Source organism: Pseudomonas sp. Q1 (assembly GCF_009935975.1).
Taxonomy (GTDB): domain Bacteria; phylum Pseudomonadota; class Gammaproteobacteria; order Pseudomonadales; family Pseudomonadaceae; genus Aquipseudomonas; species Aquipseudomonas palleroniana.
This window is the reverse complement of sequence record NZ_QODI01000006.1, coordinates 173,571-196,769: the sequence shown is the minus strand read 5'-3', so window position 1 is coordinate 196,769 and position 23,199 is coordinate 173,571. Positions and strand designations below refer to the sequence as shown.

Below are 23,199 nucleotides of genomic sequence, written 5' to 3'. Positions count from 1 at the left end.
AAGGAACCGCCTCATGAACCACGACGTCATCATCACCTGCGCACTCACCGGTGCTGGCGACACGACCGCCAAAAGCCCGCACGTGCCGGTCACCCCCAAACAAATCGCCGCCGCGGCCGTTGAAGCCGCCAAGGCCGGCGCGACCGTGGTGCACTGCCACGTGCGTGACCCGCAAACCGGCAAGTTCAGCCGCGACGTCGCCCTGTACCGCGAAGTGATGGAGCGGATCCGTGAGGCCGACATCGACATCATCGTCAACCTCACCGCCGGCATGGGCGGCGACCTGGAAATCGGCGGCGGCGAAAGCCCGATGGACTTCGGCCCCAACACTGACCTGGTCGGCCCGCTGACCCGCCTGGCCCACGTGGAAGAGCTGCTGCCGGAAATCTGCACCCTGGACTGCGGCACCCTGAACTTTGGCGATGGCGACACTATTTACGTGTCCACTCCGGCGCAACTGCGTGCAGGCGCCAAACGCATCCAGGAGCTGGGCGTCAAGGCCGAACTGGAAATCTTCGACACCGGCCACCTGTGGTTCGCCAAGCAGATGATCAAAGAGGGCCTGCTCGACAACCCGCTGTTTCAACTGTGCCTGGGCATCCCATGGGGCGCACCGGCCGATACCACCACCATGAAAGCCATGGTCGACAACCTGCCGGCCGATGCGGTGTGGGCCGGCTTCGGCATCGGCCGCATGCAAATGCCAATGGCGGCGCAAGCGGTGCTGCTGGGCGGCAACGTACGGGTTGGCCTGGAAGACAACTTGTGGCTGGACAAAGGTGTGCTCGCCACCAATGGCCAACTGGTGGAACGCGCCGGTGAAATCCTCAGCCGCCTGGGCGCACGGGTTCTGACCCCGGCCGAAGGTCGGGCAAAAATGGGCCTTGCCAAACGCCACTAATCAACTGTGGGAGGGGGCTTGCTCCCGATGGCGGTAAGTCAGTCAACGAACCTGGCAACAGACCCACCGCAATCGGGAGCAAGCCCCCTCCCACATGGATCACCCAATTCTTTAGGACGTCGCCAATGAGCTTTATCACTGAAATCAAAACCTTCGCCGCCCTCGGCAGTGGCGTCATCGGCAGCGGCTGGGTGTCCCGCGCCCTTGCCCACGGCCTGGATGTGGTCGCCTGGGACCCGGCGCCCGGGGCCGAAGCCGCCCTGCGCAAGCGCGTCGCCAATGCCTGGGGCGCCCTGGAGAAACAGGGCCTGGCACCGGGTGCGTCGCAGGACCGCCTGCGCTTTGTTGCCACCATTGAAGAGTGCGTTAAAGACGCCGACTTCATCCAGGAAAGCGCGCCGGAACGGCTGGAATTGAAGCTGGAGTTGCACAGCAAGATCAGCGCGGCGGCCAAGCCGAATGCGTTGATTGGTTCGAGCACGTCCGGCCTGTTGCCAAGTGAGTTCTACGAGGGCTCGACCCACCCTGAGCGGTGCGTGGTCGGTCACCCGTTCAACCCGGTTTACCTGTTGCCGCTGGTAGAAGTCGTTGGCGGCAAGAACACCGCGCCGCAAGCGATTCAAGCGGCCATCAAGGTGTATGAGTCCCTCGGCATGCGCCCCTTGCACGTGCGCAAGGAAGTCCCCGGGTTTATCGCCGACCGCCTGCTCGAAGCGCTGTGGCGTGAGGCGCTGCACCTGGTCAATGACGGCGTGGCCACCACCGGCGAGATCGACGACGCCATCCGCTTTGGCGCGGGCCTGCGCTGGTCGTTCATGGGCACCTTCCTCACCTACACCCTGGCGGGCGGCGATGCCGGGATGCGGCATTTCATGGCGCAGTTCGGCCCGGCGCTGCAATTGCCGTGGACCTACCTGCCGGCGCCGGTACTGACCGACAAGCTGATCGACGACGTGGTCGATGGCACCAGCGATCAACTGGGCAAACACAGCATTTCGGCGCTGGAGCGCTATCGTGATGACTGCCTGCTGGCGGTGCTGGAAGCGGTGAAAACCACCAAAACCAAGCACGGCATGACTTTCGCCGAATAACGGGAAACCCTGACATGCCCGCACTGACCACCTACACCACCCAGGTCCACCCCGACTGGGTGGACTACAACGGCCACCTGCGCGACGCGTTCTACCTGCTGATCTTCAGCTACGCCACCGACGCGCTGATGGACACCCTGGGCTTGACCTGCGAAAACCGCGAAGCCAGCGGCCATTCGCTGTTCACCCTGGAGCTGCACCTGAACTACCTGCACGAAGTGAAACTCGGTGCCCAGGTGCAAGTGCACACCCAACTGATCGCGCATGACGCCAAGCGCCTGCATCTCTATCACAGCCTGCATGGGGTGGGCGATGCGAAGGAGCTGGCGGGCAACGAACAGATGCTGTTGCACGTCGATCTGGCGGGGCCGAGTGCGACGCCGTTCACCGAGGCCACGCTGGAAAAACTCGCCGCCATCCTGGCCGAACAGGCCGACCTGCCGCGCCCTGCCCTGCTCGGCCGAGTGATTGGATTGCCACCCAAGAAACCATAAGGAGCCGCCATGCAAACCGCCGCCGCTGTTGCCGATTTCCGTACCTACCCGAAGATCTGCGACCTCGCGCAGGTGCAGGTGCAGGCCGATCAGCTCCTTGTGCATTGGGCCGATGGGCGGGTCAGCCCGTTTCATCATCAGTGGCTGCGGGACAACTGCCCGTGCCCGGAATGCGTGTACAGCGTGACCCGCGAGCAGGTGCTTGAGATCGTCGATGTGGATGCCGACCTCAGTGCGACCTTTACGCGCATCGATCAAGGCAACCTGAGCGTGGAATGGAGCGGCGGCCACCACAGCCGGTACGATCCCGGCTGGCTGCGGGCTCACGCCTATGACGATGAATCCCGTGCTGAACGGCGTGCGGCAAAACCCAAGCCCCGGCTATGGGACAGTCAGTTGCAGTTACCGGTTTTCGACTATTCGGCAGTCATGGAAGACGCCAACGCGCTGCTGCAATGGCTGCTGGCCCTGCGCGATGGCGGCCTCACCCAAATCCGCGGCGTCCCCACCGAGCCCGGCTCCCTCGCGCTGGTCGCCAGGCGTATTGCGTTTATCCGCGAGAGTAACTTTGGCGTGCTGTTCAACGTGCAATCCAAAGCCGATGCCGACAGCAATGCCTACACGGCTTTCAACCTGCCGCTGCACAGCGATTTACCTACGCGGGAGCTGCAACCGGGGCTGCAATTGCTGCATTGCCTGGTGAACGATGCCAACGGCGGCGAGAGCATCTTTGTCGATGGGTTCGCCATCGCCAGCGCCTTGCGTCAGGAGGATCCCGAAGCGTTCCAGGCACTGTGTGAAATCCCGGTGGAGTTTCGCAACAAGGACCGTCACAGCGACTATCGCCGCCTGGCGCCGATCATTGCACTGGATGCCATGGGTGATGTGGCGGAGATCCGCATGGCCAACTTTTTGCGTGGCCCGTTCGAGACCAGCGTCGCCCGGATGCCGTTGCTGTATCGCGCGTATCGACGCTTTATCGGCATGACGCGCGAGGCGCGTTTTCGCCTGGTAAAGCGCCTGAATCCGGGGGAGCTGTGGTGCTTCGACAACCGCCGCACCCTGCATGCGCGCAATGCTTTTGACCCTGGGTCCGGAGCGCGGCATTTCCAGGGGTGCTACATCGACCGGGATGAGTTGCTCTCCAGGATTCTGGTGTTGCAGCGGTAGACCGCAGCGCGGCCTTCGCGAGCAAGCCCGCTCCCACATTTGACCGAGTTCCGCCTTTGGAATGCAATCAAGTGTGGGAGCTGGCTTGCTCGCGAAGAAGCCGGCGCAGTCACTCCAGATTCCAGACAAAAAAAGCCCCGGTCCAGCCGTGACTGGATCGGGGCAGAGCGCTTGGTGTGAGCGTGACATCCCGAGGGTGACCAAACCTTCAAGGTGTGTGCCTGGTGCCCAGTGTGCCTATTCCTTCAATCAGCAAATGGCCCGAAAACGACCTGTCCATAGCCATCTGAGTCATTCGTGGATTCTGCCCTTGCCGACCGGTCGTTGGCCTACCAGAATCCCAATCGACCCCCGCTCTCTACACCAGGATGAATGTCATGATGCACGCGGATTTGATTGACCAGGATGACCTGCTGGGCCACCTGCGCTCGCTGGGTTTTGAAGTATCCAGCGGTGCCACCGCCGAGCAAGCCTGCGAGTGCGCAGTACGCGGCTTGAGCCCGGCGCGGGCCAAGGCACTCAAGGGCATGGTGGAGCAGATGTACACCGGCAGCGCGACGATTCTGCCGGCCGTTCGCCAGGCGATCGACAAGCAGCTGTTACCGGCTCTGATGCAGTTCAAGCAGAACTCCGGCGCCTGAGGCGCCGCTGATCGGGAGCAAGTCGAATCGTCGCACCGCCCCTCCCACACTGACTGTGCTTACACATTCAGATGTGTGAATGCGGTCAAATGTGGGAGGGGGCTTGCTCCCGATAGCAGCACCTCGGACTAGAGCCTTACACTGGCAAAAGTCGACTCATTCCGAGCCTGGCTCAACGCCGACATCGGCCCCGACAACGGTGACAATACCAGCGCCTGCGGAATCGGCATCATCGCCACCTGCTGGGTGGTGTTGGAGCCCACACGCTCATCCCGTGGCGGAATGCCGAAGTATTCGCGATAGCACTTGGAGAAGTGCGGCGTGGAGACGAACCCGCACACCGACGCCACTTCGATGATCGACATCGGCGTTTGCTTGAGCAGCTGTCGCGCACGGATCAGGCGCAGCTTGAGGTAGTAGCGCGACGGCGAGCAGTGCAGGTATTTCTGGAACAGGCGCTCCAGCTGGCGACGCGATACGGCCACGTACACCGCCAGTTCATCCAGGTCGATCGGCTCTTCGAGGTTGGCCTCCATCAGCGCGACGATTTCCTGCAGCTTCGGCTGGTTGGTGCCGAGCATGTGCTTGAGCGGCACACGCTGGTGGTCCTGTTCGTTGCGGATGCGTTCATACACAAACATTTCGGAGATCGCGGCCGACAACTCACGGCCGTGATCGCGGCTGATCAGGTGCAGCATCATGTCCAGCGGTGCGGTACCGCCGGAGCTGGTGAAGCGGTTACGGTCGAGGGTGAACAAACGGGTGCTCATCGACACGCGAGGGAAGGCTTCCTGCATCGACGCCAGGCATTCCCAGTGCACGCTGCAATCGAAACCGTCGAGCAGACCGGCGCAGGCCAGTGCCCAACTGCCGGTGCACACCGCGCCGAGGCGACGGGACTGGCGCGCCTGGCTCTGCAGCCAAGACACGTGCTCACGGGTCACGGTACGCTGGATACCCACGCCACCGCACACGATCACCGTGTCCAGGGCCGGGGCTTTGTGCATGGCGGCGTCAGGGGTGATTTGCAGACCGTCGCTGGCCCACACCTGGTTTCCGTCGACACTCAGGGTCGTCCAGCGATACAGCTCGCGGCCGGACAGCTGGTTGGCCATACGCAGTGGTTCCACTGCTGAAGCCAGGGAAATCAGCGTGAAATTGTCCAGCAGCAAAAAGCCGATGGATTGAGGCGCGCGGTTCTGGGGTTGAGCCCCGGAGTTGAACGACGTCATCGCAGTATCTCCTCACACAAAGCGGGTGATGGCCTCAGGCGAGGCTCTTGTTATTGCGCTCTTCATCCGGCAAGGCGAGAGGCTTTGAATGGGTAGAGCAAATGCCGTGCCTAAAATTGAATGGCCATTCAATAACTCCTGAAAACGACCTGATGACGCGTCTATATAAGCCCGCGCGGTATGCGCGGGATATGACCTGAAATAGACGTAGGAACGGCCCTACTCAAGGGCTGTGAGCAGAACGGTAGCACTTGTGGGAAGGCGCTTTGGGGGCGTAGGGAAAGTCTGTCACCGCAAGCACGGATGACCAGTGGTCAAGCGGCAAATCGTTCGCAAGCTACTTATCTATTTGCGACGCTCTAAAAGGTGGCGCTTTTGGTCCGGGTGTTCACTTTATGAGCAGTGGCGCCTGGGTGATTGCTATCGGGGGCAAGCCCCCGATACAGGCGACACGGTCTCAGCACTCAACCGCGCTGACCGCCAACCCACCCCGCGATGTTTCTTTGTACTTGTCATGCATATCGGCGCCGGTGTCGCGCATGGTGCGGATCACCCGATCCAGCGAGATAAAGTGCTGGCCATCCCCGCGCAGCGCCATTTGTGCCGCGTTGATCGCTTTCACTGCCGCAATCGCATTGCGCTCGATGCACGGCACCTGGACCAGCCCGCCCACCGGGTCGCAGGTCAGGCCGAGGTTATGTTCCAGGCCAATTTCGGCCGCGTTGCATAACTGTTCCGGCGTGGCGCCCAGGATTTCGGCCAACCCGGCGGCGGCCATCGCACAGGCCGAGCCGACTTCGCCCTGGCAGCCGACTTCGGCACCGGAGATCGATGCGTTCTTTTTACACAGAATCCCTACCGCCGCCGCGCCGAGCAAATAGTCGACCACGTTGGCTTCGGTGACGTCTTCGCTGAACTTCATAAAATAGTGCAGCACCGCCGGGATGATCCCTGCCGCGCCGTTGGTGGGTGCGGTGACCATGCGCCCACCGGCGGCGTTTTCTTCGTTGACCGCCAGGGCGAACAGGTTGACCCACTCCATGGCGCTCAAGGTCGAACCGATCACATTGGGCTTGTTCAGCTCTTGCAAACTGCGGTGCAACTTGGCAGCGCGGCGGCGCACGTTGAGGCCGCCGGGCAAGATACCTTCGTGCTTGAGGCCCTGCTCCACGCAGTCTTGCATGGCACGCCAAAGCTTCATCAGGCCACTGCGGATTTCCTCTTCGGAGCGCCAGACCCTTTCATTGGCCATCATCAACTCGGCCACACGCAAGTTATGGCTCTTGCACAACTGCAAGAGCTCCACCGCGCTGGAAAAATCATACGGCAGCTCGGTGCGGTCCATGTCGGCGACACCGCTTTGCGCCTGGGCTTCGTCCACCACAAAACCGCCACCGACCGAATAGTAGGTGTCGCGGTACAGCTCACCGTCATCGCCGAACACCACCAACGTCATGGCGTTGGGATGGAACGGCAGGTTTTCGTCGAGCAGGCGCATATCGCGAGCCCAGATGAAAGGCACCGGCAGGCGTCCGTCGAGCAACAGGGTGTCGGTTTCGCGCAGGGTATGGATGCGCACACCGATTTGCGACGGGTCGATTGCGTCAGGCCATTCGCCCATCAACCCCATGATGGTGGCGGTGTCGCTGCCGTGGCCGATACCGGTGGCCGACAATGAACCGTATAGTTGAACCTCGACGCGCCGCACCTGCTCCAGCAGGTCGCGCTCACGCAGTGCTTGAACAAACAACGCCGCGGCGCGCATGGGGCCGACGGTGTGCGAACTCGAAGGCCCGATACCGATCTTGAACAAGTCGAAAACGCTGATAGCCATTGCCGTGGAACCTCTTGATGAGCACAGGCCGGGCGACCAGGAGCTGCTACGCTCAAGTCGCCTGAATGGCGGCATCATCAAGCTTTTTTTGCCGCCCACGGCGTCTCACACCGACGTACCCATGCTCACCAGCGTCGCCCCCGGGCAACGGGCCATTTTGGCCGTTTTTTGCGGTGCAGATCGCCGGAAACCCTGGATTTGAGGCTTAAAAAATCTGTAAGCGACGTCACCGACACTGGATACGACCCTCCCTGTACTGGATACGACGCGCCCTGTAGGCGTCAGATTTTCACTGGTACATGATCAGTCTCGACTCGTTTGCAAGGCCCCGTGGCGCCGCCTCAAAGCACGCTCCAACCGCAACCCTTATAAAGCGCGGCGAATGCCGTCAGAAAAAACACAGGAGTCTAGCCCCATGAAAGCTTCACCCTCGTTGTTGTTGGCCGCCATGCTGAGTCTGCCAGTCCTGGCGCACGCTGCAGAACCGGCCCAATGTCAGACCGTCAACTTCTCCGATGTCGGCTGGACCGACATCACCGTCACGACCGCGACCACCAGCGAAATCCTCAAGGGCCTGGGCTACAAGCCGCGCACCACGATGATTTCGGTACCAGTGACCTACAAGTCCCTGGCTGACGGCAAGAACATGGACGTCTTCCTCGGCAACTGGATGCCGACCATGGAAAACGACATCAAGCAGTACCGTGATGCCGGCACCGTGGAAACCGTACGTGCCAACCTGGAAAACGCCAAGTACACCCTGGCGGTGCCCGAAGAGCTGTACAACAAGGGCCTGAAAGACTTCGCCGACATCGCCAAATTCAAGGATGAGCTGGGTGGCAAGATCTACGGCATCGAACCGGGCAACGACGGCAACCGCACCATTCAGACCCTGATCGACAAGAACCAGTTTGGTTTGAAAGACGCGGGCTTCAAGGTCGTGGAGTCCAGCGAAGCCGGGATGCTTTCCCAGGTTGAACGCGCCACCAAGCGCGGCCAGCCCATCGTGTTCCTCGGCTGGGAACCCCACCCGATGAACACCCGCTTCAAGATCAAGTACCTGACCGGGGGTGATGACTCATTCGGCCCCAACTACGGCCAGGCCACTATCTATACCAACACCCGCAAGGGCTACACCCAGGAATGCAGCAACGTGGGTCAGTTGCTGAAGAACCTGTCGTTCACGCTGAACATGGAAAGCTCGCTGATGGGCAACGTCCTGGACGACAAAATGAAGCCCGACGCCGCGGCGAAAGCCTGGCTGCAGAAGAACCCGCAAGTGCTTGAAACCTGGCTTGCCGGCGTAACCACCGTGGACGGCAAACCAGGCCTGGAGGCCGTAAAAGCTTATCTCGCCAAGTAGTCACCGCTGACCCCGGGCCGGTGCGCTGGCCCGGGATGTTTTCCCCTTCGCATGTGGACATTCACTACCATGCTGACTGAACAGAAAATCCCACTAGGCCAGTACATCGCTGCCTTCGTCGAATGGTTGACCAAACATGGCGCCAACTATTTCGACGCAATCGCATCGACACTGGAAACGATGATCCACGGCGTGACGTTTGCGCTGACCTGGTTCAATCCGCTGGCATTGATCGGTCTGATTGCGCTACTCGCTCACTTTATTCAACGCAAATGGGGCCTGACCGTTTTTGTCATCGCCTCCTTCCTGCTGATCCTGAACCTGGGGTACTGGCAGGAAACCATGGAAACCCTCGCGCAGGTGTTGTTCGCCACCCTGGTCTGCGTGGTCATCGGCGTGCCGCTGGGCATTGTTGCCGCGCACAAGCCGCTGTTCTACACCATGATGCGGCCGGTACTCGATCTGATGCAGACCGTGCCGACCTTCGTCTACCTCATCCCGACCCTGACCCTCTTCGGGCTGGGTGTGGTGCCCGGTTTGATCTCCACGGTGGTGTTCGCGATTGCCGCGCCTATCCGCCTGACCTACCTGGGTATCCGCGATGTACCGCAAGAGTTGATGGACGCAGGCAAGGCCTTTGGCTGCTCGCGCCGTCAGTTGCTCTCACGCATTGAACTGCCCCACGCCATGCCGAGCATTGCCGCCGGCATTACCCAATGCATCATGCTGTCGCTGTCGATGGTGGTGATCGCGGCCCTGGTAGGCGCCGACGGCCTCGGCAAGCCGGTGGTCAACGCGCTGAATACCGCCGACATCGCCCTGGGCTTTGAAGCGGGCCTGGCGATCGTATTGCTAGCCATCATGCTCGACCGCATCTGCAAACAACCCGACGCTAAAGTAGGGGGTGATGCATGAGCATTATCCGATTCGACAATGTCGACGTGATCTTCTCCAAAGACCCACGCGAAGCGCTCAAGCTGCTGGACCAGGGCATGAGCCGTAACGAGATCCTGAAAAAGACCGGGCAGATTGTCGGCGTTGAAAAAGCCAGCCTGGACATCGAGAAAGGCGAGATCTGCGTACTGATGGGCCTGTCGGGCTCAGGTAAGTCGAGCTTGCTGCGCTGCATCAATGGCCTCAACACCGTCAGCCGTGGCCAACTGTTCGTGGAACATGAAGGGCGCCAGATCGATATCGCGTCCTGCACGCCTGCCGAGCTGAAAATGATGCGCACCAAGCGCATCGCCATGGTGTTCCAGAAGTTCGCGCTGATGCCCTGGCTGACGGTGCGCGAGAACATCAGCTTCGGCCTTGAGATGCAGGGTCGCCCGGAAAAAGACCGCCGCAAGCTGGTCGACGACAAGCTCGAACTGGTGGGCCTGAGCCAATGGCGCAACAAGAAGCCTGACGAGCTGTCCGGTGGCATGCAGCAACGCGTCGGCCTGGCCCGCGCGCTGGCCATGGACGCCGACATCCTGCTGATGGACGAACCGTTCTCCGCCCTCGACCCGTTGATTCGCCAGGGGCTGCAGGATGAACTGCTGGAACTGCAACGCAAGCTGAGCAAGACCATCGTGTTCGTCAGCCACGACCTGGACGAGGCGCTCAAGCTGGGCAGCCGTATCGCAATCATGAAAGACGGCAAAATCATCCAGTACAGCGTGCCGGAAGAGATCGTGCTGAACCCGGCGGATGACTATGTGCGCACATTCGTCGCCCATACCAACCCGCTGAACGTACTGTGCGGCCGCAGCCTGATGCGCACCCTGGACAACTGCAAGCGTATCAACGGTTCAGTGTGCCTGGACCCGGGCGGTGATTCCTGGCTGGACCTGGCCGAAGGCAACACCATCAAGGGCGCACGTCAGAATGGCGTGGCCATGAACCTGCAGAACTGGGCGCCGGGACAAGCAGTGGAAGGTCTGGCGCGGGTGCCGACACTGGTGGATTCGAACATCGGCATGCGTGATGCGCTGCAGATTCGTTATCAGACCGGCAACAAACTGGTGTTGCATGACAACAACCAGGTGGTGGGGATTCTGGGCGACAGTGAGCTCTACCACGCCCTCCTGGGCAAAAACCTGGGCTAGCAACATGATCGTTCCCACGCTCTGCGTGGGAATGCATCCTGTGACGCTCCGCGTCACGCCTTCAAGAGCAGACGCGGAGCGTCCATGGCTACATTCCCACGCGGAGCGTGGGAACGAGCATTCAGCGGCTAGCTGTAGACACGGCCAAGGAGTTGCCGATGGCTTTCAAACTGGTCGAGCACATCCCGAGTGATCTGCTCCTGGGTGAACCCCATCAGGTCGTATTCCTGAGGCCCGTTGTGCAGGTACACCTCAGCCCGGTAGTAACGCGTGCGCTCTTCCTCGGGCAGGTCGCTCGGTGCTGCCCTCCACCATCTGATCGTTCCCACGCTCTGCGTGGGAATGTAGCCATCGACGCTCTGCGTCTGCTCTTAAAAGCCGTGACGCGGAGCATCACAGGATGCATTCCCACGCGAAGCGTGGGAACGAGCATTCAGCGGCTAGCTGTAGACACGGCCAAGGAGTTGCCGATGGCTTTCAAACTGGTCGAGCACATCCCGGGTGATCTGCTCCTGAGTGAAGCCCATCAGGTCGTATTCCTGAGGCCCGTTGTGCAGGTAGACCTCAGCCCGGTAGTAACGCGTGCGCTCTTCCTCGGGCAGGTCGCTCGGTGCCGACGAGTAAGCATCCAGGCTCACTTCATAGACAAACGGATTGCCCTCCGCCATCTCGATACGCACACCGATGCAGCGCTTGGACTTGCCCAACAAGGTCTGCACTTCCAGCCCCTGATCGCGCAGCGCCGTCGCCGCTTCTTCCAGCGCAGGCGTCACATGCTTGTCCATGAAGCGTTGCACGGTGCCCTGGCTCGGTTGCAGGTCCAGTGCCGTCAAACGCTCGCTGAAACCACGACGGCCACGTTCGGCCAATTGCGCCTGCTCCTGTTCGATGGCCACATCCTGGCGCATGGCCTTGTGCAAACCGAACATGAAGAACACCAGCACCACCGAGAACGGCAGCCCCGCCAGCACCACCATGGTTTGCATGGCTTCGAAGTTACCGGCAAACAGCAAGCCGATGGTCACCAGGGTAATCACCGCCGACCAGAAGATACGCAGCCAGTGCGGCGCATCTTCGTCCACGTTGCCGCCTTTGCAGGAAAGGTTGGCCATCATCACCGCGCCGGAATCCGCCGGGGTCAGGAACAGCACAAAGCCCACAAAGATCGACACACCGATGACGACTTTCGACGCCGGGTAATGTTCAAGCAGTTGGTAGATGGCCATGGACGGCTGTTCCAGCGCCGTCTTGCCCAACTCCACCGCGCCGTGGTTGAGCACCAGGTCCAGGGCCGAGTTACCGAAGATCGACAACCACGCCAGGGTAAAGCCCAGCGGAATCAACAACACGCCGGCCACCAGCTCACGCACGGTGCGACCACGGGAAATACGCGCGATGAACATACCCACGAATGGCGCCCAGGAAATCCACCAGGCCCAGTAGAACAGGGTCCACAGGCCCATCCAGCGCTCGGTCTTGTCGGCGTCGCCCTCATACACGTACAGGTCGAAGGTTTTCAGCACCAGGCCGTTCATGTAGTCGCCGATGTTCTGCACGAAACCGTTGAGCAGGTGCAGGGTCGGGCCGAACAACAACACAAAGATCAGCAGGCCGCTGAACAGCATGATGTTGAGGTTCGACAAGCGGCGAATACCGTTCTCCACACCCGACACCGCCGCAATGGTCGCCACCGTGCTCATCACGATGATCACGATCAACAGGTTGGTGTTGTTGTGTTCCATGCCGAACAGGTTTTCCAGGCCGGACGACACCTGCATCGCACCAATCCCCAGGTTCGTCACCAGGCCCAGCAGGGTCACGAACATGCCGAAACCGTCCACCGCGTGGCCGGCCGCACCTTTCACCCAACGCTCGCCCACCAGCGGATACAAGGCCGAACGCAAGGCCAGCGGCTGGTTATGCCGGTACGCAAAGTACGCCACGGCCAAGCCGACCAGCGCGTAGATCGCCCAGCCATGCAGGCCCCAGTGCAGGAACGTCAGTTGCAGTGCCTGGCGCGCCGCACTGTTGCTGGCAGCGGCGCCTTCGGGCGGGTTGAAGTAGTGGTCCAACGGCTCCGAGGCGCCGAAGTACAACAGCGAGATACCGATGCCCGACGAGAACAACATGCCGGCCCAGGCGCCGTAGCTGAAGTCCGGGGTGTCGTCCTTGCTGCCCAGTTTCAACTTGCCGTAGGACGAAAACGCCAGCCCCACCACAAACACCAGGTAGGCGGCGATGACGACCATGTAGTACCAGCCGAAGCTTTTGGAAAGCCACGCCTGGGCTACGCCGAGCATGCGCCCGGCCTCCTGCGGGGCGATGATCAGAATGGCAGTCAGCAAAAGAATCAGCACGGTAGAGGTGTAGAACACCCAACCGTTGACCCGCACCTTTTCCGGTGGGGTCTTTATAAGAGAGGCAGAACTCATGGCGCAGATGCTCCGGGCAGTGCGAAAGAGAAACACAAGGCAACGGTTATCCCGGGACATCGATTTTTCGGCAGTCGACGGACGGGTGTTATAAAGACACCCCGAAAATTCTTGTACCCCGCCGAAGCAGTGGCCAAGCCCTGTCACGGCCTGTTTCAAGGGTTTTTGCAGGTGTCAGATGTCGCGGCTCGCAGGTAGGAAATATCTGTAGGCAGCGACCATTTGTCGCAGATCTTATTCTTTGTTGATTGAACGTTCAATCAAAACAAAATAGACTGGCCTTCAAGCCGACGGACGTCTGACGTCCGCCGCAGGCCTAACGAGAGGTGCTACATGCCCAAGGTCGGTATGCAACCCATACGCCGCCAGCAGTTGATCGAAGCCACGTTGACGGCCATCGATCAGGTCGGAATGGGGGATGCCAGCATTGCGTTGATCGCCCGTTTGGCCGGCGTTTCGAACGGCATCATCAGTCACTACTTTCAGGACAAGAACGGCCTGATCGCCGCAACGATGCGGTACTTGATGAATGCGCTGATCGAGAACGTCCACGAACGCAGACGTGCCCTGAAGGATGACAGCCCACGGGCGCACCTTCAGGTGATCATCGAAGGCAACTTCGACGCCAGCCAGGTCAACGGCCCGGCAATGAAAACCTGGTTGGCCTTCTGGGCCGCCAGCATGCACCACCCGTCATTGCACAGGTTGCAGCGGATCAACGATCAACGTCTGTATTCCAACCTGTGCTGCCAGTTTCGCCGAGTGCTGCCGCTGCCGCGTGCACGCAAAGCAGCCCGAGGCCTGGCGGCCCTGATCGACGGTTTGTGGTTGCGCGGCGCCCTGTCGGGAGACGCTTTCGACACGGAGCAGGCGCAACGGATCGCGTACGAATACATGGATTTCCAATTGGCCAAGCAGGTGAGTTAGAGCACACATAACCGCTCAACCCCTGAACCGCTTCCGATCAGTGCCGCCAGCACCTTGTGGCTCACTGCTTGGAGGTTAACGCCAACCACTTATGCACTTGCGAGGACTTTATGGCCCGTTTCGAATTGCAAAAACTCTACATTGACGGCGGCTACACCGACGCTGGCAGCGATGCCACCTTCGAAGCCATCAACCCGGCTAACGGTGAAGTTCTCGCCAAAGTGCAACGTGCAACGAAAGAAGACGTTGAACGCGCCGTGGTCAGCGCCGAAAAAGGCCAGAAGATCTGGGCTGCCATGACCGCCATGGAACGCTCGCGCATCCTGCGTCGTGCCGTCGACATCCTGCGCGAGCGCAACGACGAGTTGGCCGAGCTGGAAACCCTGGACACCGGTAAAGCCTTGTCCGAAACCAAATACGTCGACATCGTCACCGGTGCCGATGTGCTGGAATACTACGCGGGCCTGGTACCGGCCATCGAAGGCGAGCAAATCCCGCTGCGCGACACGGCGTTCGTCTACACCCGCCGCGAGCCGCTGGGCGTAGTGGCCGGTATCGGCGCGTGGAACTACCCGATCCAGATCGCCCTGTGGAAATCCGCACCTGCCCTGGCTGCGGGTAACGCGATGATCTTCAAGCCAAGCGAAGTCACTTCGCTGACCACCCTGAAACTGGCCGAGATCTACACCGAAGCCGGCGTTCCGGCGGGCGTGTTCAACGTGCTGACCGGCAGCGGCCGTGAAGTCGGCACCTGGCTGACCGAGCACCCGCGCATCGAGAAAGTCTCGTTCACCGGCGGCACCGACACCGGCAAGAAAGTCATGGCCAGCGCTTCGAGCTCTTCGCTCAAAGACGTGACCATGGAATTGGGCGGCAAGTCGCCGCTGATCATCTTCGACGACGCCGACCTCGACCGCGCCGCCGACACTGCGATGATGGCCAACTTCTACAGCTCCGGCCAGGTCTGCACCAACGGCACTCGCGTGTTCGTGCCCAAGCACCTGCAAGCGGCGTTCGAAGCCAAGATCGTCGAGCGTGTCGCGCGCATTCGCGTGGGCAACCCGCAAGACGACAACACCAACTTCGGCCCGCTGGTCAGCTTTGCGCACATGGAAAGCGTGCTGGGCTACATCGCCAAAGGCAAGGAAGAAGGCGCCCGCCTGCTGTGCGGCGGCGACCGCCTGACTGACGGCGAATTCGCCAAAGGCGCCTTCGTGGCCCCGACCGTGTTCACCGACTGCACCGACGACATGACTATCGTGCGCGAAGAAATCTTCGGCCCGGTGATGAGCATCCTCACCTACGAAACCGAAGAAGAAGTGATCCGCCGCGCCAACGACACCGACTTCGGCCTGGCTGCCGGCCTGGTCACCAAAGACCTGAACCGCGCCCACCGTGTGATTCATCAGTTGGAAGCGGGCATCTGCTGGATCAACGCCTGGGGCGAATCCGACGCGAAGATGCCGGTCGGTGGCTACAAGCAATCCGGTGTGGGTCGTGAGAACGGCATCAGCTCGCTGAACAACTTCACCCGCATCAAATCGGTACAGGTTGAGCTGGGCGACTACGTCTCGGTGTTCTGACAACCCGAGACTTGTGTTGCCTTTGAGGCCGCCATCGGGAGCAAGCCCCCTCCCACACTGACTGTGTTCACACGTTCAGATGTGTGAGGGGGCTCGCCCCCGATGAGGCCCCCGCTGACCCAACTCCAAAAGAGGGTGCATTCATGTCCCAAGAATACGATTACATCATTGTGGGTGCCGGTTCCGCCGGCAACACCCTGGCGACCCGTCTGACCGAAGACGAAGGCGTCACCGTTCTGCTGCTGGAAGCCGGCGGCCCTGACTACCGCTTCGACTTCCGCACGCAAATGCCTGCGGCGCTGGCGTTCCCGCTGCAAGGCCGCCGCTACAACTGGGCCTACGAAACCGACCCGGAACCACACATGGACGGCCGGCGCATGGAATGTGGTCGCGGCAAGGGCCTGGGTGGCTCTTCCCTGATCAACGGCATGTGCTACATCCGTGGTAACGCGATGGACTACGACGGCTGGGCGAAACTGCCGGGCCTGGAAGACTGGACCTACCTCGACTGCCTGCCGTATTTCCGCAAAGCGGAAACCCGCGACATCGGCCCCAACGACTGGCATGGCGGCGATGGCCCGGTCAGCGTGACCACGCCCAAGCCCGGCAACAACCCGCTGTTCCACGCCATGGTTGAAGCCGGCGTGCAGGCCGGTTACCCGCGCACCGAAGACTTGAACGGCTACCAGCAAGAAGGTTTCGGCCCGATGGACCGTACCGTCACGCCCAAGGGCCGTCGCGCCAGCACCGCACGCGGTTACCTGGACACCGCCAAGAAGCGCTCGACGCTGACCATCGTCACCCACGCCCTCACCGACAAAGTGCTGTTCGAAGGCAAGCGTGCCGTCGGCGTGCGTTACTTGATCGGCGCGGCTGAAGAGCGCGTCGAAGCCCGTGCGCGCAAAGAAGTCATCGTGTGCAGCGGCGCAATCGCTTCGCCGCAACTGCTGCAACGCTCCGGTGTTGGCCCGGCCAAGCTGCTGGAAAGCCTCGATATCCCGGTGGTCCACGACCTACCGGGCGTCGGCGAAAACCTGCAGGACCACCTGGAGCTGTACCTGCAATATGCGTGCACCCAGCCCGTGTCGCTGTACCCGTCGCTACTCTGGTACAACCAGCCGGCCATCGGTGCCGAGTGGCTGTTCAACGGCACCGGCATCGGCGCCAGCAACCAGTTCGAAGCGGGCGGTTTCATCCGTACCCGTGAAGAATTCGAATGGCCGAACATCCAGTACCACTTCCTGCCGGTGGCGATTAACTACAACGGCAGTAACGGTGTGAAAGAGCACGGTTTCCAGGCACACATGGGCTCCATGCGTTCGCCAAGCCGGGGTCGCATCCAGTTGAAGTCGAAGAACCCACGGGACTACCCGAGCATTCTCTTCAACTACATGGCCACCGAACAGGACTGGCAGGAGTTCCGCGACGGCATCCGCCTGACCCGTGAAATCATGGCGCAACCGGCCCTGGACCCCTACCGTGGCCGCGAAATCAGCCCGGGCATCGAAGTGCAAACCGATGAGCAGCTGGACAAGTTCATCCGTGAGCATGCCGAAACCGCGTTCCACCCGTCCTGCTCGTGCAAGATGGGCACCGACGACATGGCGGTAGTGGATGGCCAGGGCCGCGTGCATGGCATGCAAGGCCTGCGTGTGGTCGATGCGTCGATCATGCCGATCATCACCACCGGCAACCTGAACGCGCCGACGATCATGATCGCCGAGAAAATCGCCGACAAGATCCGTGGCCGCCAGCCACTGCCGCGCAGCACCGCCGACTACTACGTCGCCGGCGATGCGCCGGTGCGTGGCAAGCCGCTGCGTGAAGTGGGCCAGACGGCGCAGTAACTGATAAACCGCAGCGCTCCCATCGGGAGCAAGCCCCCTCCGTACGGTGTTCACACGTTCAGATGTGTGAATGCAGTCAAATGTGGGAGGGGGCTTGCTCCCGATGAGGCCCGCCCAGACAAGACACGCCACCCGCCCTACACTTTCCTTGATCAGCTCCCAGCCCAGGCCTACTCTGTTCGCCTGCCCGCGCCGAGCCGCCCACAAGGAAGGCCCCATGTTCGACCACCACGCCACACTCAAAAAACATTTCAGTGCCCTGCGCACCACCGCCGAATTCTTTTCGCTGCGCTACGTGCGCGAATCCGGCCAATACTTGTCAGTGCGCAAAAACGTCGCCGAACCGCCCCACCTGAGCCACGACGAAGGCGCCATGCTGACCGTGCGTCTCAATGGCGTGGAAGCCTATGCCGCGACCAACGATATTTCCCTGGCCGGCCTGCAAGCGGCCCTCCAACGTGCCGAACAGCAAGCCCGCCTGATCAAGCCCCACGCCCTGCTCGACCTGCGCGACCAAGCCGTCTCCAGCGCCGTCGCCGACTACCTGTCCCCCGACCTTGACCAGCCCTTCCCGTCCTTGAGCGACTGCTACCAACTGCTGGGCAACGAGTCGGCCGCCGTGCCCAAGGACGAGCGCCTGGTCAGTTGGGACGTGAGCCTGGGCCTGACCCGCGTCGAGCAGATCTACCTCAACAGCGCGGGCGCCGAATTGCGCCAGGCGCAGCGCTTTGTATTCCCCGGTGTCAATGTCACCGCCTACGACGGCAACGATAGCCAGACCCGCACCTTCGGCGGCAGCAACTTCGGCCAGCAAGGCGGGTTCGAGGTGATCAGCCGCTTCGGCCTGGTCGGCGCCGCGCCGCGCATCGCCGATGAAGCCCTGCAACTGCTGGCCGCGCCAAACACGCCCAGCGGCGCGCGTGACCTGCTGTTGATGCCCGACCAGATGATCCTGCAAATCCACGAATCCATCGGCCACCCGCTGGAGCTGGACCGCATCCTGGGCGATGAACGCAATTACGCCGGCACCAGTTTCGTCAAAGCCAGCGACTTCGGCCAGCTGCAGTACGGCTCACCGCTGCTCAACGTGACCTTCGACCCCGACATTCCCGAACAACTCGCCAGCTACGGCCATGACGACGAGGGCACGCCGGCCCGCAAACAATTCCTGATCCGCGAAGGGCTGTTGCTCAAGCCGCTGGGCGGAGCGTTGTCGCAATTCCGCTCGGGCCTGGGCGGCGTGGCCAACAGTCGTGCCAGTAGTTGGAACCGTCCGCCGATCGATCGCATGGCCAACTTGAATATCGAAGCGGGCGACAAGAGCCTCGCGCAACTGGTCGGCGGCATCGAAAACGGCATTCTCATGTCGACCAACCGCTCCTGGTCCATCGACGATGCGCGCAATAAATTCCAGTTCGGCTGCGAATGGGGCCAGTTGATCGAAAACGGCGAGCTCAAGGGCGTGGTGAAAAACCCCAACTACCGGGCGATTTCCGCACAGTTCTGGCGCAACCTCAGCGCCGTCGGCGACGCCAGCACCTTCAAGGTCCTGGGGACGCCAAACTGCGGCAAAGGCGAACCCAATCAGGTGATCCGCGTGGGCCATGCCTCGCCCGCCTGTGTGTTCAGTCATATCGATGTATTTGGGGGAGATGCCTGATGAACAACTTCAAGGCACTGGTGCAATGGCTCAAGCAGGCCATCACCGACAAGGAACAATTTCACCTGGGCTATGCGGATGAAGCGTCCGAGTTCGTACGCTTCAACCACGCGCAGGTGCGCCAGGCCGGGCAGGTGCAACAAGCCAGCCTCAACCTGAAGCTGATCAACGATGGCCGCCACGCCGACCTGGGCATCACCCTGTCCGGTGAGCCTGCGCTGGACCGCCAACGCCTGGCCGACGGCCTGCAGCAACTGCGTGAAACCTTGCCGTTGCTGCCGCGGGACCCGTACCTGTTGCTGAACCACAATGCCTGGCAGAGCCACAATGAACAGGCGCGACCACTGCCGGAACTGGCCCAGGTATTGGAAGCGATCGGCCAGGCCGCTGACGGTGTCGACCTGGTCGGCTTCTACGCCGCCGGCCCCATCAGCCGGGGTTTCGCCAGTTCGGACGGGGCCTTTGGCTGGCACCGCGCCAACAGCTTCAACTTCGATTTCAGCCTGTTCCATGCCAATGGTGAAGCGGTGAAAGCCAGCTACGCCGGGCACACATGGAACAGCGAAGAGTTCGCCGCACGGTTGCAGCAGGCACGCCAGCAATTGGAATTTCTCGGCCGCCCGCTGCACACACTGGCCCCTGGGCAATACCGTGCCTACCTCGCGCCGGCGGCGCTGGAAGAGATCATCAGCATCATCACTTGGGGAGGGTTCTCCGCCCAGGCCATCGCCAGCAAAGGCAGTTCGCTGCAAAAGCTGTATGCCGGTGAACAGTCGCTGAGCCCGTTGATCAAGCTCGATGAACAGGTCAGCGGCTCCCTCAGCCAGGCGTTCTCCACCGAAGGCTACCCCCGTAGCGATGTCACGCTGATCAACCAAGGCAAGGCAGAAGGCCAACTGATCAACTCACGCAGTGCCGCCGAATATGGCCTGAGCACCAACGGCGCGAGCAGTGACGAATCCCCGAGCGCCTTGCAAATGGCGGCGGGCGACCTGGCCCAGGCCGATATTCTCAAGCAGCTGGGCACAGGGCTGTATATCAGCAACCTGTGGTACCTGAACTACTCCGACCTGCCGGCCGCACGCCTGACCGGCATGACCCGCTTCGCCACGTTCTGGGTCGAAGACGGCGAAATCAAGGCGCCGGTCAGCACCATGCGCTTTGATGACAGTGTGTACAACCTGCTCGGTTCACAGCTGGAAGCGCTGACCGCCGAGCGGGAATTGCTGCTGTCGCCGAGCACTTACGACCGACGCAACACGGCCTCCAACTTGTTGCCGGGGGCCTTGGTCAAACGCCTGACCCTGACCCTCTGAACACAGCAGTGGGAGGGAGGGTGCTCCCTCCCACACTGCTTTGTGCAGATTTCAAATACTCCAGCTCGCCCCCTTCCTACCGTAAATTCTCATCTTCCGCTTGTTCCTGCGTGCTCTGTTGTCGCCTGCAAAAAACCTCGTTATAAGGGTTAGTGGCATCCCGCCACTCTCCCCCACGAGAGCACGACCTTGCCCGGGATAGGGCAAGCTGGAGCGTTGACATGGACCATGGAAGTTTTGTCATACAAAAGCTGTTCAAGCACTACAACGTTCACGTTGAACGGCTTGGAAATCATCCGCAAAAAAACACCGTGCTCATGGTCAATGGAGCACTGTCCACCACGCGGTCCTTTGCGCGAACCAGTAAATGCCTGGCCGAGCATTTCAACGTACTGCTGTTTGACTTGCCCTTTTCAGGTTACTCCCGCGAGCACAATACCGACCTCGACCTGGTGACCAAGGACGATGAAGTGCAAATACTGCGCGCCCTGGTGGAGCGCTTTGAGGTCAACCATCTGGTCTCGGCCTCCTGGGGCGGCATCTCCACGCTGTTGACCCTGGCGCACAATCCGCCGTCGATCAAAAGCTCGGTGGTGATGGCCCTGGCGCCCCACCTCAATCAGGCCATGCTCGATTATGTGGAACGCGTACGCGTGCTGATCGAGGCCGATGACAAATCCGCCGTCGGCCATCTGCTCAACGAGACTGTCGGCCAATACCTGTCGCCGCGCCTCAAGCGCAATAACCATCGACACCTGTCGAGCATGGCCACCACCGAGTATCGCCAGGCGCGCTTTCACATTCACCAGGTGCTGGCCCTGGGCGACGGCAACTACCTGCCGGCGCTCAGGCAGATTGAAACACCAGTGCACTTCCTCAACGGCGCCCTGGACGAATACACCCCCGCCGCCGAGGCACAGCTGTTCAAGCACTATGTGGGGCGCAGCAGCTTTGCCGTGGCCGAACACACGGGCCACTTGCTGGATCTGGAGTCCAACGAAGCGGCTGCGGCGGTGCACCGTGAACTGCTGGATTTCCTGGTGGGAAAAGGCGCGACGAATGGCGCATAATTGCCGAAACGTAGCCAGCTAACAAAAGGGTTCACATGCCGAATCGCGCCCCTCTCGATGCCAAGACCGCCCGCTGGCTACCCTGGGTGGTAGCGATTGCCTTCTTCATGCAGTCGCTGGATGGGACGATTCTCAACACGGCACTGCCGGCCATGGCCCGCGACCTCGCGGAAAACCCGCTGCGTATGCAAGGCGTGGTGATTGCCTACATGCTCACCGTCGCCTTGCTGATCCCGGCATCGGGCTGGATCGCCGATCGTTTCGGCACCAAGAAAATCTTCTTCGGCGCGATCATGTTGTTCAGTATCGGCTCGCTGCTGTGCGCCCTGTCGAGCAGCTTGACCATGCTCGTCGGCGCGCGCGTGATCCAGGGCCTGGGCGGCGCCTTGATGCTGCCGGTCGGACGCTTGGTGGTGCTACGTGCCTACCCTCGTTCGGAGCTGGTGCGCATCATGGGCTTCATTACCATCCCCGGCCTGCTCGGCCCGCTGCTTGGTCCGACCATGGGCGGCTGGATGGTGCAATACCTGACCTGGCACTGGATCTTCCTGATCAACCTGCCGGTGGGCATGATCGGCTGCTACGCCGTCTGGAAACTCATCCCCGACCTGCGCGGCAGCGAGCGCACACGCTTCGACGGCATCGGCTTTCTTCTGTTTGGCGCGGCAATGGTGCTGATCACCATCGCCATGGAGGGCCTGGGCGAACTGCACTTGCCGCATCTGCGGGTGATGTTGCTGCTGTTTGGCGGGCTGGCGTGCCTGGCGGCGTATTGGCTGCGCGCCGGGCATCTGGATAACCCGCTGTTTTCGCCGATGCTGTTCAAGACTCGCACCTTCGCCGTGGGCATCCTCGGCAACCTGTTTGCACGCCTGGGCAGCGGCGCCCTGCCGTTCCTGGTGCCGTTGCTGCTGCAGGTGGCGCTGGGGTATTCGCCGTCGGAAGCCGGCATGAGCATGCTGCCGCTGGCGGCGGCGGCGATGTTCGCAAAATCCATCGCCCGCGTACTGATCGAACGCCTCGGCTACCGCGTGGTGCTGACCGGCAACACCTTGTTCCTCGGCATCATGCTGGCGAGCATGGGCCTGGTCAGCGAGCACACGCCATACCCATTGCTGCTGTGCATGCTGGCGGTACTGGGGGCGATCAATTCCCTGCAATTCACCGCGATGAACACCGTCACCCTGATCGACCTCGACGACGCCCAGGCCAGCAGCGGCAACAGCTTGCTGTCGGTGGTTGCGCAATTGTCCCTCAGCCTCGGCGTGGCCTGTGCCGGTGCGTTGCTCGGCGGCTTTACCGCCCAAACCGGCAATGACGGCGTGGAAAGCGTGCTCGGCGCGTTCCAACTGACCTTTCTCACCGTGGGCATCATGGCGATGCTGGCGGCGGCGATCTTCCTGCAATTGTCGCCAACGGACGGTAAACGCGTGGTCAGCCGCGAACACGACATCGAGCATTAACCGGCTTCTCGTCTAGAACTTGCGGGGAAATTCCTTTGAGACTGGTACACTGCGCGACATTTTGTTTTGCAGAGCCAGTCCCGTG

Annotated in this window: 19 protein-coding genes; 15 read left to right on the top strand and 4 right to left on the bottom strand. The window is 61.3% G+C overall.

What is annotated here, in order from left to right:
- The first annotated feature begins 13 nt into the window (after positions 1-13).
- The 5 genes from DK870_RS11680 to DK870_RS11660 all read left to right on the top strand — a co-directional run bounded on the left by DK870_RS11680 (position 14) and on the right by DK870_RS11660 (position 4,297).
- The gene (locus DK870_RS11680) at positions 14-901 is read left to right on the top strand and encodes a 3-keto-5-aminohexanoate cleavage protein (protein WP_060753377.1); all 888 of its coding nucleotides are present in this window, start codon (positions 14-16) and stop codon (positions 899-901) included.
- 125 nt (positions 902-1,026) lie between these two features.
- Positions 1,027-1,992 carry an L-carnitine dehydrogenase gene (locus DK870_RS11675; protein ID WP_161548684.1) on the top strand — a complete coding sequence of 322 codons (966 nt, stop codon included), beginning with the start codon at positions 1,027-1,029 and terminating at the stop codon, positions 1,990-1,992.
- Between the two features lie 14 nt (positions 1,993-2,006).
- On the top strand, positions 2,007-2,486 hold the full coding sequence (locus DK870_RS11670) for a thioesterase family protein (RefSeq protein ID WP_104994884.1): 480 nt from the start codon (positions 2,007-2,009) through the stop codon (positions 2,484-2,486).
- A gap of 9 nt (positions 2,487-2,495) precedes the next feature.
- On the top strand, positions 2,496-3,656 hold the full coding sequence (locus tag DK870_RS11665; RefSeq protein ID WP_161548683.1) for a gamma-butyrobetaine dioxygenase: 1,161 nt from the start codon (positions 2,496-2,498) through the stop codon (positions 3,654-3,656).
- Between the two features lie 377 nt (positions 3,657-4,033).
- A complete protein-coding gene (locus DK870_RS11660; RefSeq protein WP_060753381.1) occupies positions 4,034-4,297 on the top strand; it encodes a hypothetical protein in 264 nt (87 codons plus the stop codon).
- Between the two features lie 128 nt (positions 4,298-4,425).
- On the opposite strand, the gene DK870_RS11655 is transcribed toward DK870_RS11660, so the two are convergent.
- Positions 4,426-5,529 carry a GlxA family transcriptional regulator gene (locus DK870_RS11655; protein ID WP_060753382.1) on the bottom strand — a complete coding sequence of 368 codons (1,104 nt, stop codon included), beginning with the start codon at positions 5,527-5,529 and terminating at the stop codon, positions 4,426-4,428.
- Positions 5,530-5,986: 457 nt separating this feature from the next.
- On the bottom strand, positions 5,987-7,363 hold the full coding sequence (locus tag DK870_RS11650) for an L-serine ammonia-lyase (RefSeq protein WP_060753383.1): 1,377 nt from the start codon (positions 7,361-7,363) through the stop codon (positions 5,987-5,989).
- A gap of 415 nt (positions 7,364-7,778) precedes the next feature.
- Between DK870_RS11650 and DK870_RS11645 the strand changes: the two genes are divergently transcribed.
- The 3 genes from DK870_RS11645 (at position 7,779) to choV (ending at position 10,816) form a co-directional block, all read left to right on the top strand.
- Entirely contained in the window at positions 7,779-8,726 is a 948-nt protein-coding gene (locus DK870_RS11645; protein ID WP_060753384.1) for a choline ABC transporter substrate-binding protein, read from the top strand.
- Positions 8,727-8,795: 69 nt separating this feature from the next.
- Entirely contained in the window at positions 8,796-9,641 is an 846-nt protein-coding gene (gene choW / locus DK870_RS11640; RefSeq protein ID WP_017139374.1) for a choline ABC transporter permease subunit, read from the top strand.
- A complete protein-coding gene (gene choV, locus DK870_RS11635) occupies positions 9,638-10,816 on the top strand; it encodes a choline ABC transporter ATP-binding protein (protein WP_104994887.1) in 1,179 nt (392 codons plus the stop codon). Before choW ends, choV begins: the two co-directional genes overlap by 4 nt.
- A gap of 128 nt (positions 10,817-10,944) precedes the next feature.
- Here the strand turns inward: choV and DK870_RS29335 are convergent, their stop codons facing one another.
- Together DK870_RS29335 and DK870_RS11630 are read right to left on the bottom strand one after the other, a co-directional pair.
- Entirely contained in the window at positions 10,945-11,145 is a 201-nt protein-coding gene (locus tag DK870_RS29335; protein WP_104994889.1) for a hypothetical protein, read from the bottom strand.
- A gap of 111 nt (positions 11,146-11,256) precedes the next feature.
- Positions 11,257-13,191 (bottom strand): BCCT family transporter, encoded by a 1,935-nt coding sequence (locus DK870_RS11630; protein WP_235594017.1) that lies wholly within the window; start codon positions 13,189-13,191, stop codon positions 11,257-11,259.
- 390 nt (positions 13,192-13,581) lie between these two features.
- On the opposite strand from DK870_RS11630, the gene betI reads away from it, so the two are divergent.
- From betI to mdtD, 7 genes are all read left to right on the top strand, one after another.
- A complete protein-coding gene (betI, locus tag DK870_RS11625; protein ID WP_060753387.1) occupies positions 13,582-14,175 on the top strand; it encodes a transcriptional regulator BetI in 594 nt (197 codons plus the stop codon).
- A gap of 110 nt (positions 14,176-14,285) precedes the next feature.
- Positions 14,286-15,758 (top strand): betaine-aldehyde dehydrogenase, encoded by a 1,473-nt coding sequence (gene betB, locus DK870_RS11620; protein ID WP_090368320.1) that lies wholly within the window; start codon positions 14,286-14,288, stop codon positions 15,756-15,758.
- Between the two features lie 143 nt (positions 15,759-15,901).
- On the top strand, positions 15,902-17,605 hold the full coding sequence (betA, locus tag DK870_RS11615; RefSeq protein ID WP_161548682.1) for a choline dehydrogenase: 1,704 nt from the start codon (positions 15,902-15,904) through the stop codon (positions 17,603-17,605).
- A 217-nt stretch (positions 17,606-17,822) separates the two neighbouring features.
- Entirely contained in the window at positions 17,823-19,265 is a 1,443-nt protein-coding gene (locus tag DK870_RS11610; protein ID WP_161548681.1) for a TldD/PmbA family protein, read from the top strand.
- Complete coding sequence (locus DK870_RS11605; RefSeq protein WP_161548680.1) at positions 19,265-20,581, top strand: TldD/PmbA family protein; 1,317 nt, start codon at positions 19,265-19,267, stop codon at positions 20,579-20,581. The genes DK870_RS11610 and DK870_RS11605 overlap by 1 nt, the downstream gene beginning before the upstream one ends.
- A 221-nt stretch (positions 20,582-20,802) precedes the next feature.
- Entirely contained in the window at positions 20,803-21,651 is an 849-nt protein-coding gene (locus tag DK870_RS11600; RefSeq protein ID WP_104994893.1) for an alpha/beta fold hydrolase, read from the top strand.
- 35 nt (positions 21,652-21,686) lie between these two features.
- Positions 21,687-23,114 (top strand): multidrug transporter subunit MdtD, encoded by a 1,428-nt coding sequence (gene mdtD, locus DK870_RS11595; RefSeq protein ID WP_090368309.1) that lies wholly within the window; start codon positions 21,687-21,689, stop codon positions 23,112-23,114.
- The last annotated feature ends 85 nt before the right edge of the window (positions 23,115-23,199 follow it).

Excerpts from the sequence above, each read along its gene's own strand:
- DK870_RS11645 (WP_060753384.1), top strand. The coding sequence starts at position 7,779 with ATGAAAGCTTCACCCTCGTTGTTGTTGGCCGCCATGCTGAGTCTGCCA.
- DK870_RS11605 (WP_161548680.1), top strand. The coding sequence starts at position 19,265 with ATGAACAACTTCAAGGCACTGGTGCAATGGCTCAAGCAGGCCATCACC.
- DK870_RS11600 (WP_104994893.1), top strand. The coding sequence starts at position 20,803 with ATGGACCATGGAAGTTTTGTCATACAAAAGCTGTTCAAGCACTACAAC.
- DK870_RS11675 (WP_161548684.1), top strand. The coding sequence starts at position 1,027 with ATGAGCTTTATCACTGAAATCAAAACCTTCGCCGCCCTCGGCAGTGGC.
- DK870_RS11665 (WP_161548683.1), top strand. The coding sequence starts at position 2,496 with ATGCAAACCGCCGCCGCTGTTGCCGATTTCCGTACCTACCCGAAGATC.
- choW (WP_017139374.1), top strand. The coding sequence starts at position 8,796 with ATGCTGACTGAACAGAAAATCCCACTAGGCCAGTACATCGCTGCCTTC.
- DK870_RS11680 (WP_060753377.1), top strand. The coding sequence starts at position 14 with ATGAACCACGACGTCATCATCACCTGCGCACTCACCGGTGCTGGCGAC.
- betA (WP_161548682.1), top strand. The coding sequence starts at position 15,902 with ATGTCCCAAGAATACGATTACATCATTGTGGGTGCCGGTTCCGCCGGC.
- mdtD (WP_090368309.1), top strand. The coding sequence starts at position 21,687 with ATGCCGAATCGCGCCCCTCTCGATGCCAAGACCGCCCGCTGGCTACCC.
- DK870_RS11610 (WP_161548681.1), top strand. The coding sequence starts at position 17,823 with ATGTTCGACCACCACGCCACACTCAAAAAACATTTCAGTGCCCTGCGC.
- DK870_RS11670 (WP_104994884.1), top strand. The coding sequence starts at position 2,007 with ATGCCCGCACTGACCACCTACACCACCCAGGTCCACCCCGACTGGGTG.
- DK870_RS11655 (WP_060753382.1), bottom strand. The coding sequence starts at position 5,529 with ATGACGTCGTTCAACTCCGGGGCTCAACCCCAGAACCGCGCGCCTCAA.
- betB (WP_090368320.1), top strand. The coding sequence starts at position 14,286 with ATGGCCCGTTTCGAATTGCAAAAACTCTACATTGACGGCGGCTACACC.
- DK870_RS11650 (WP_060753383.1), bottom strand. The coding sequence starts at position 7,363 with ATGGCTATCAGCGTTTTCGACTTGTTCAAGATCGGTATCGGGCCTTCG.
- DK870_RS11660 (WP_060753381.1), top strand. The coding sequence starts at position 4,034 with ATGATGCACGCGGATTTGATTGACCAGGATGACCTGCTGGGCCACCTG.
- betI (WP_060753387.1), top strand. The coding sequence starts at position 13,582 with ATGCCCAAGGTCGGTATGCAACCCATACGCCGCCAGCAGTTGATCGAA.
- choV (WP_104994887.1), top strand. The coding sequence starts at position 9,638 with ATGAGCATTATCCGATTCGACAATGTCGACGTGATCTTCTCCAAAGAC.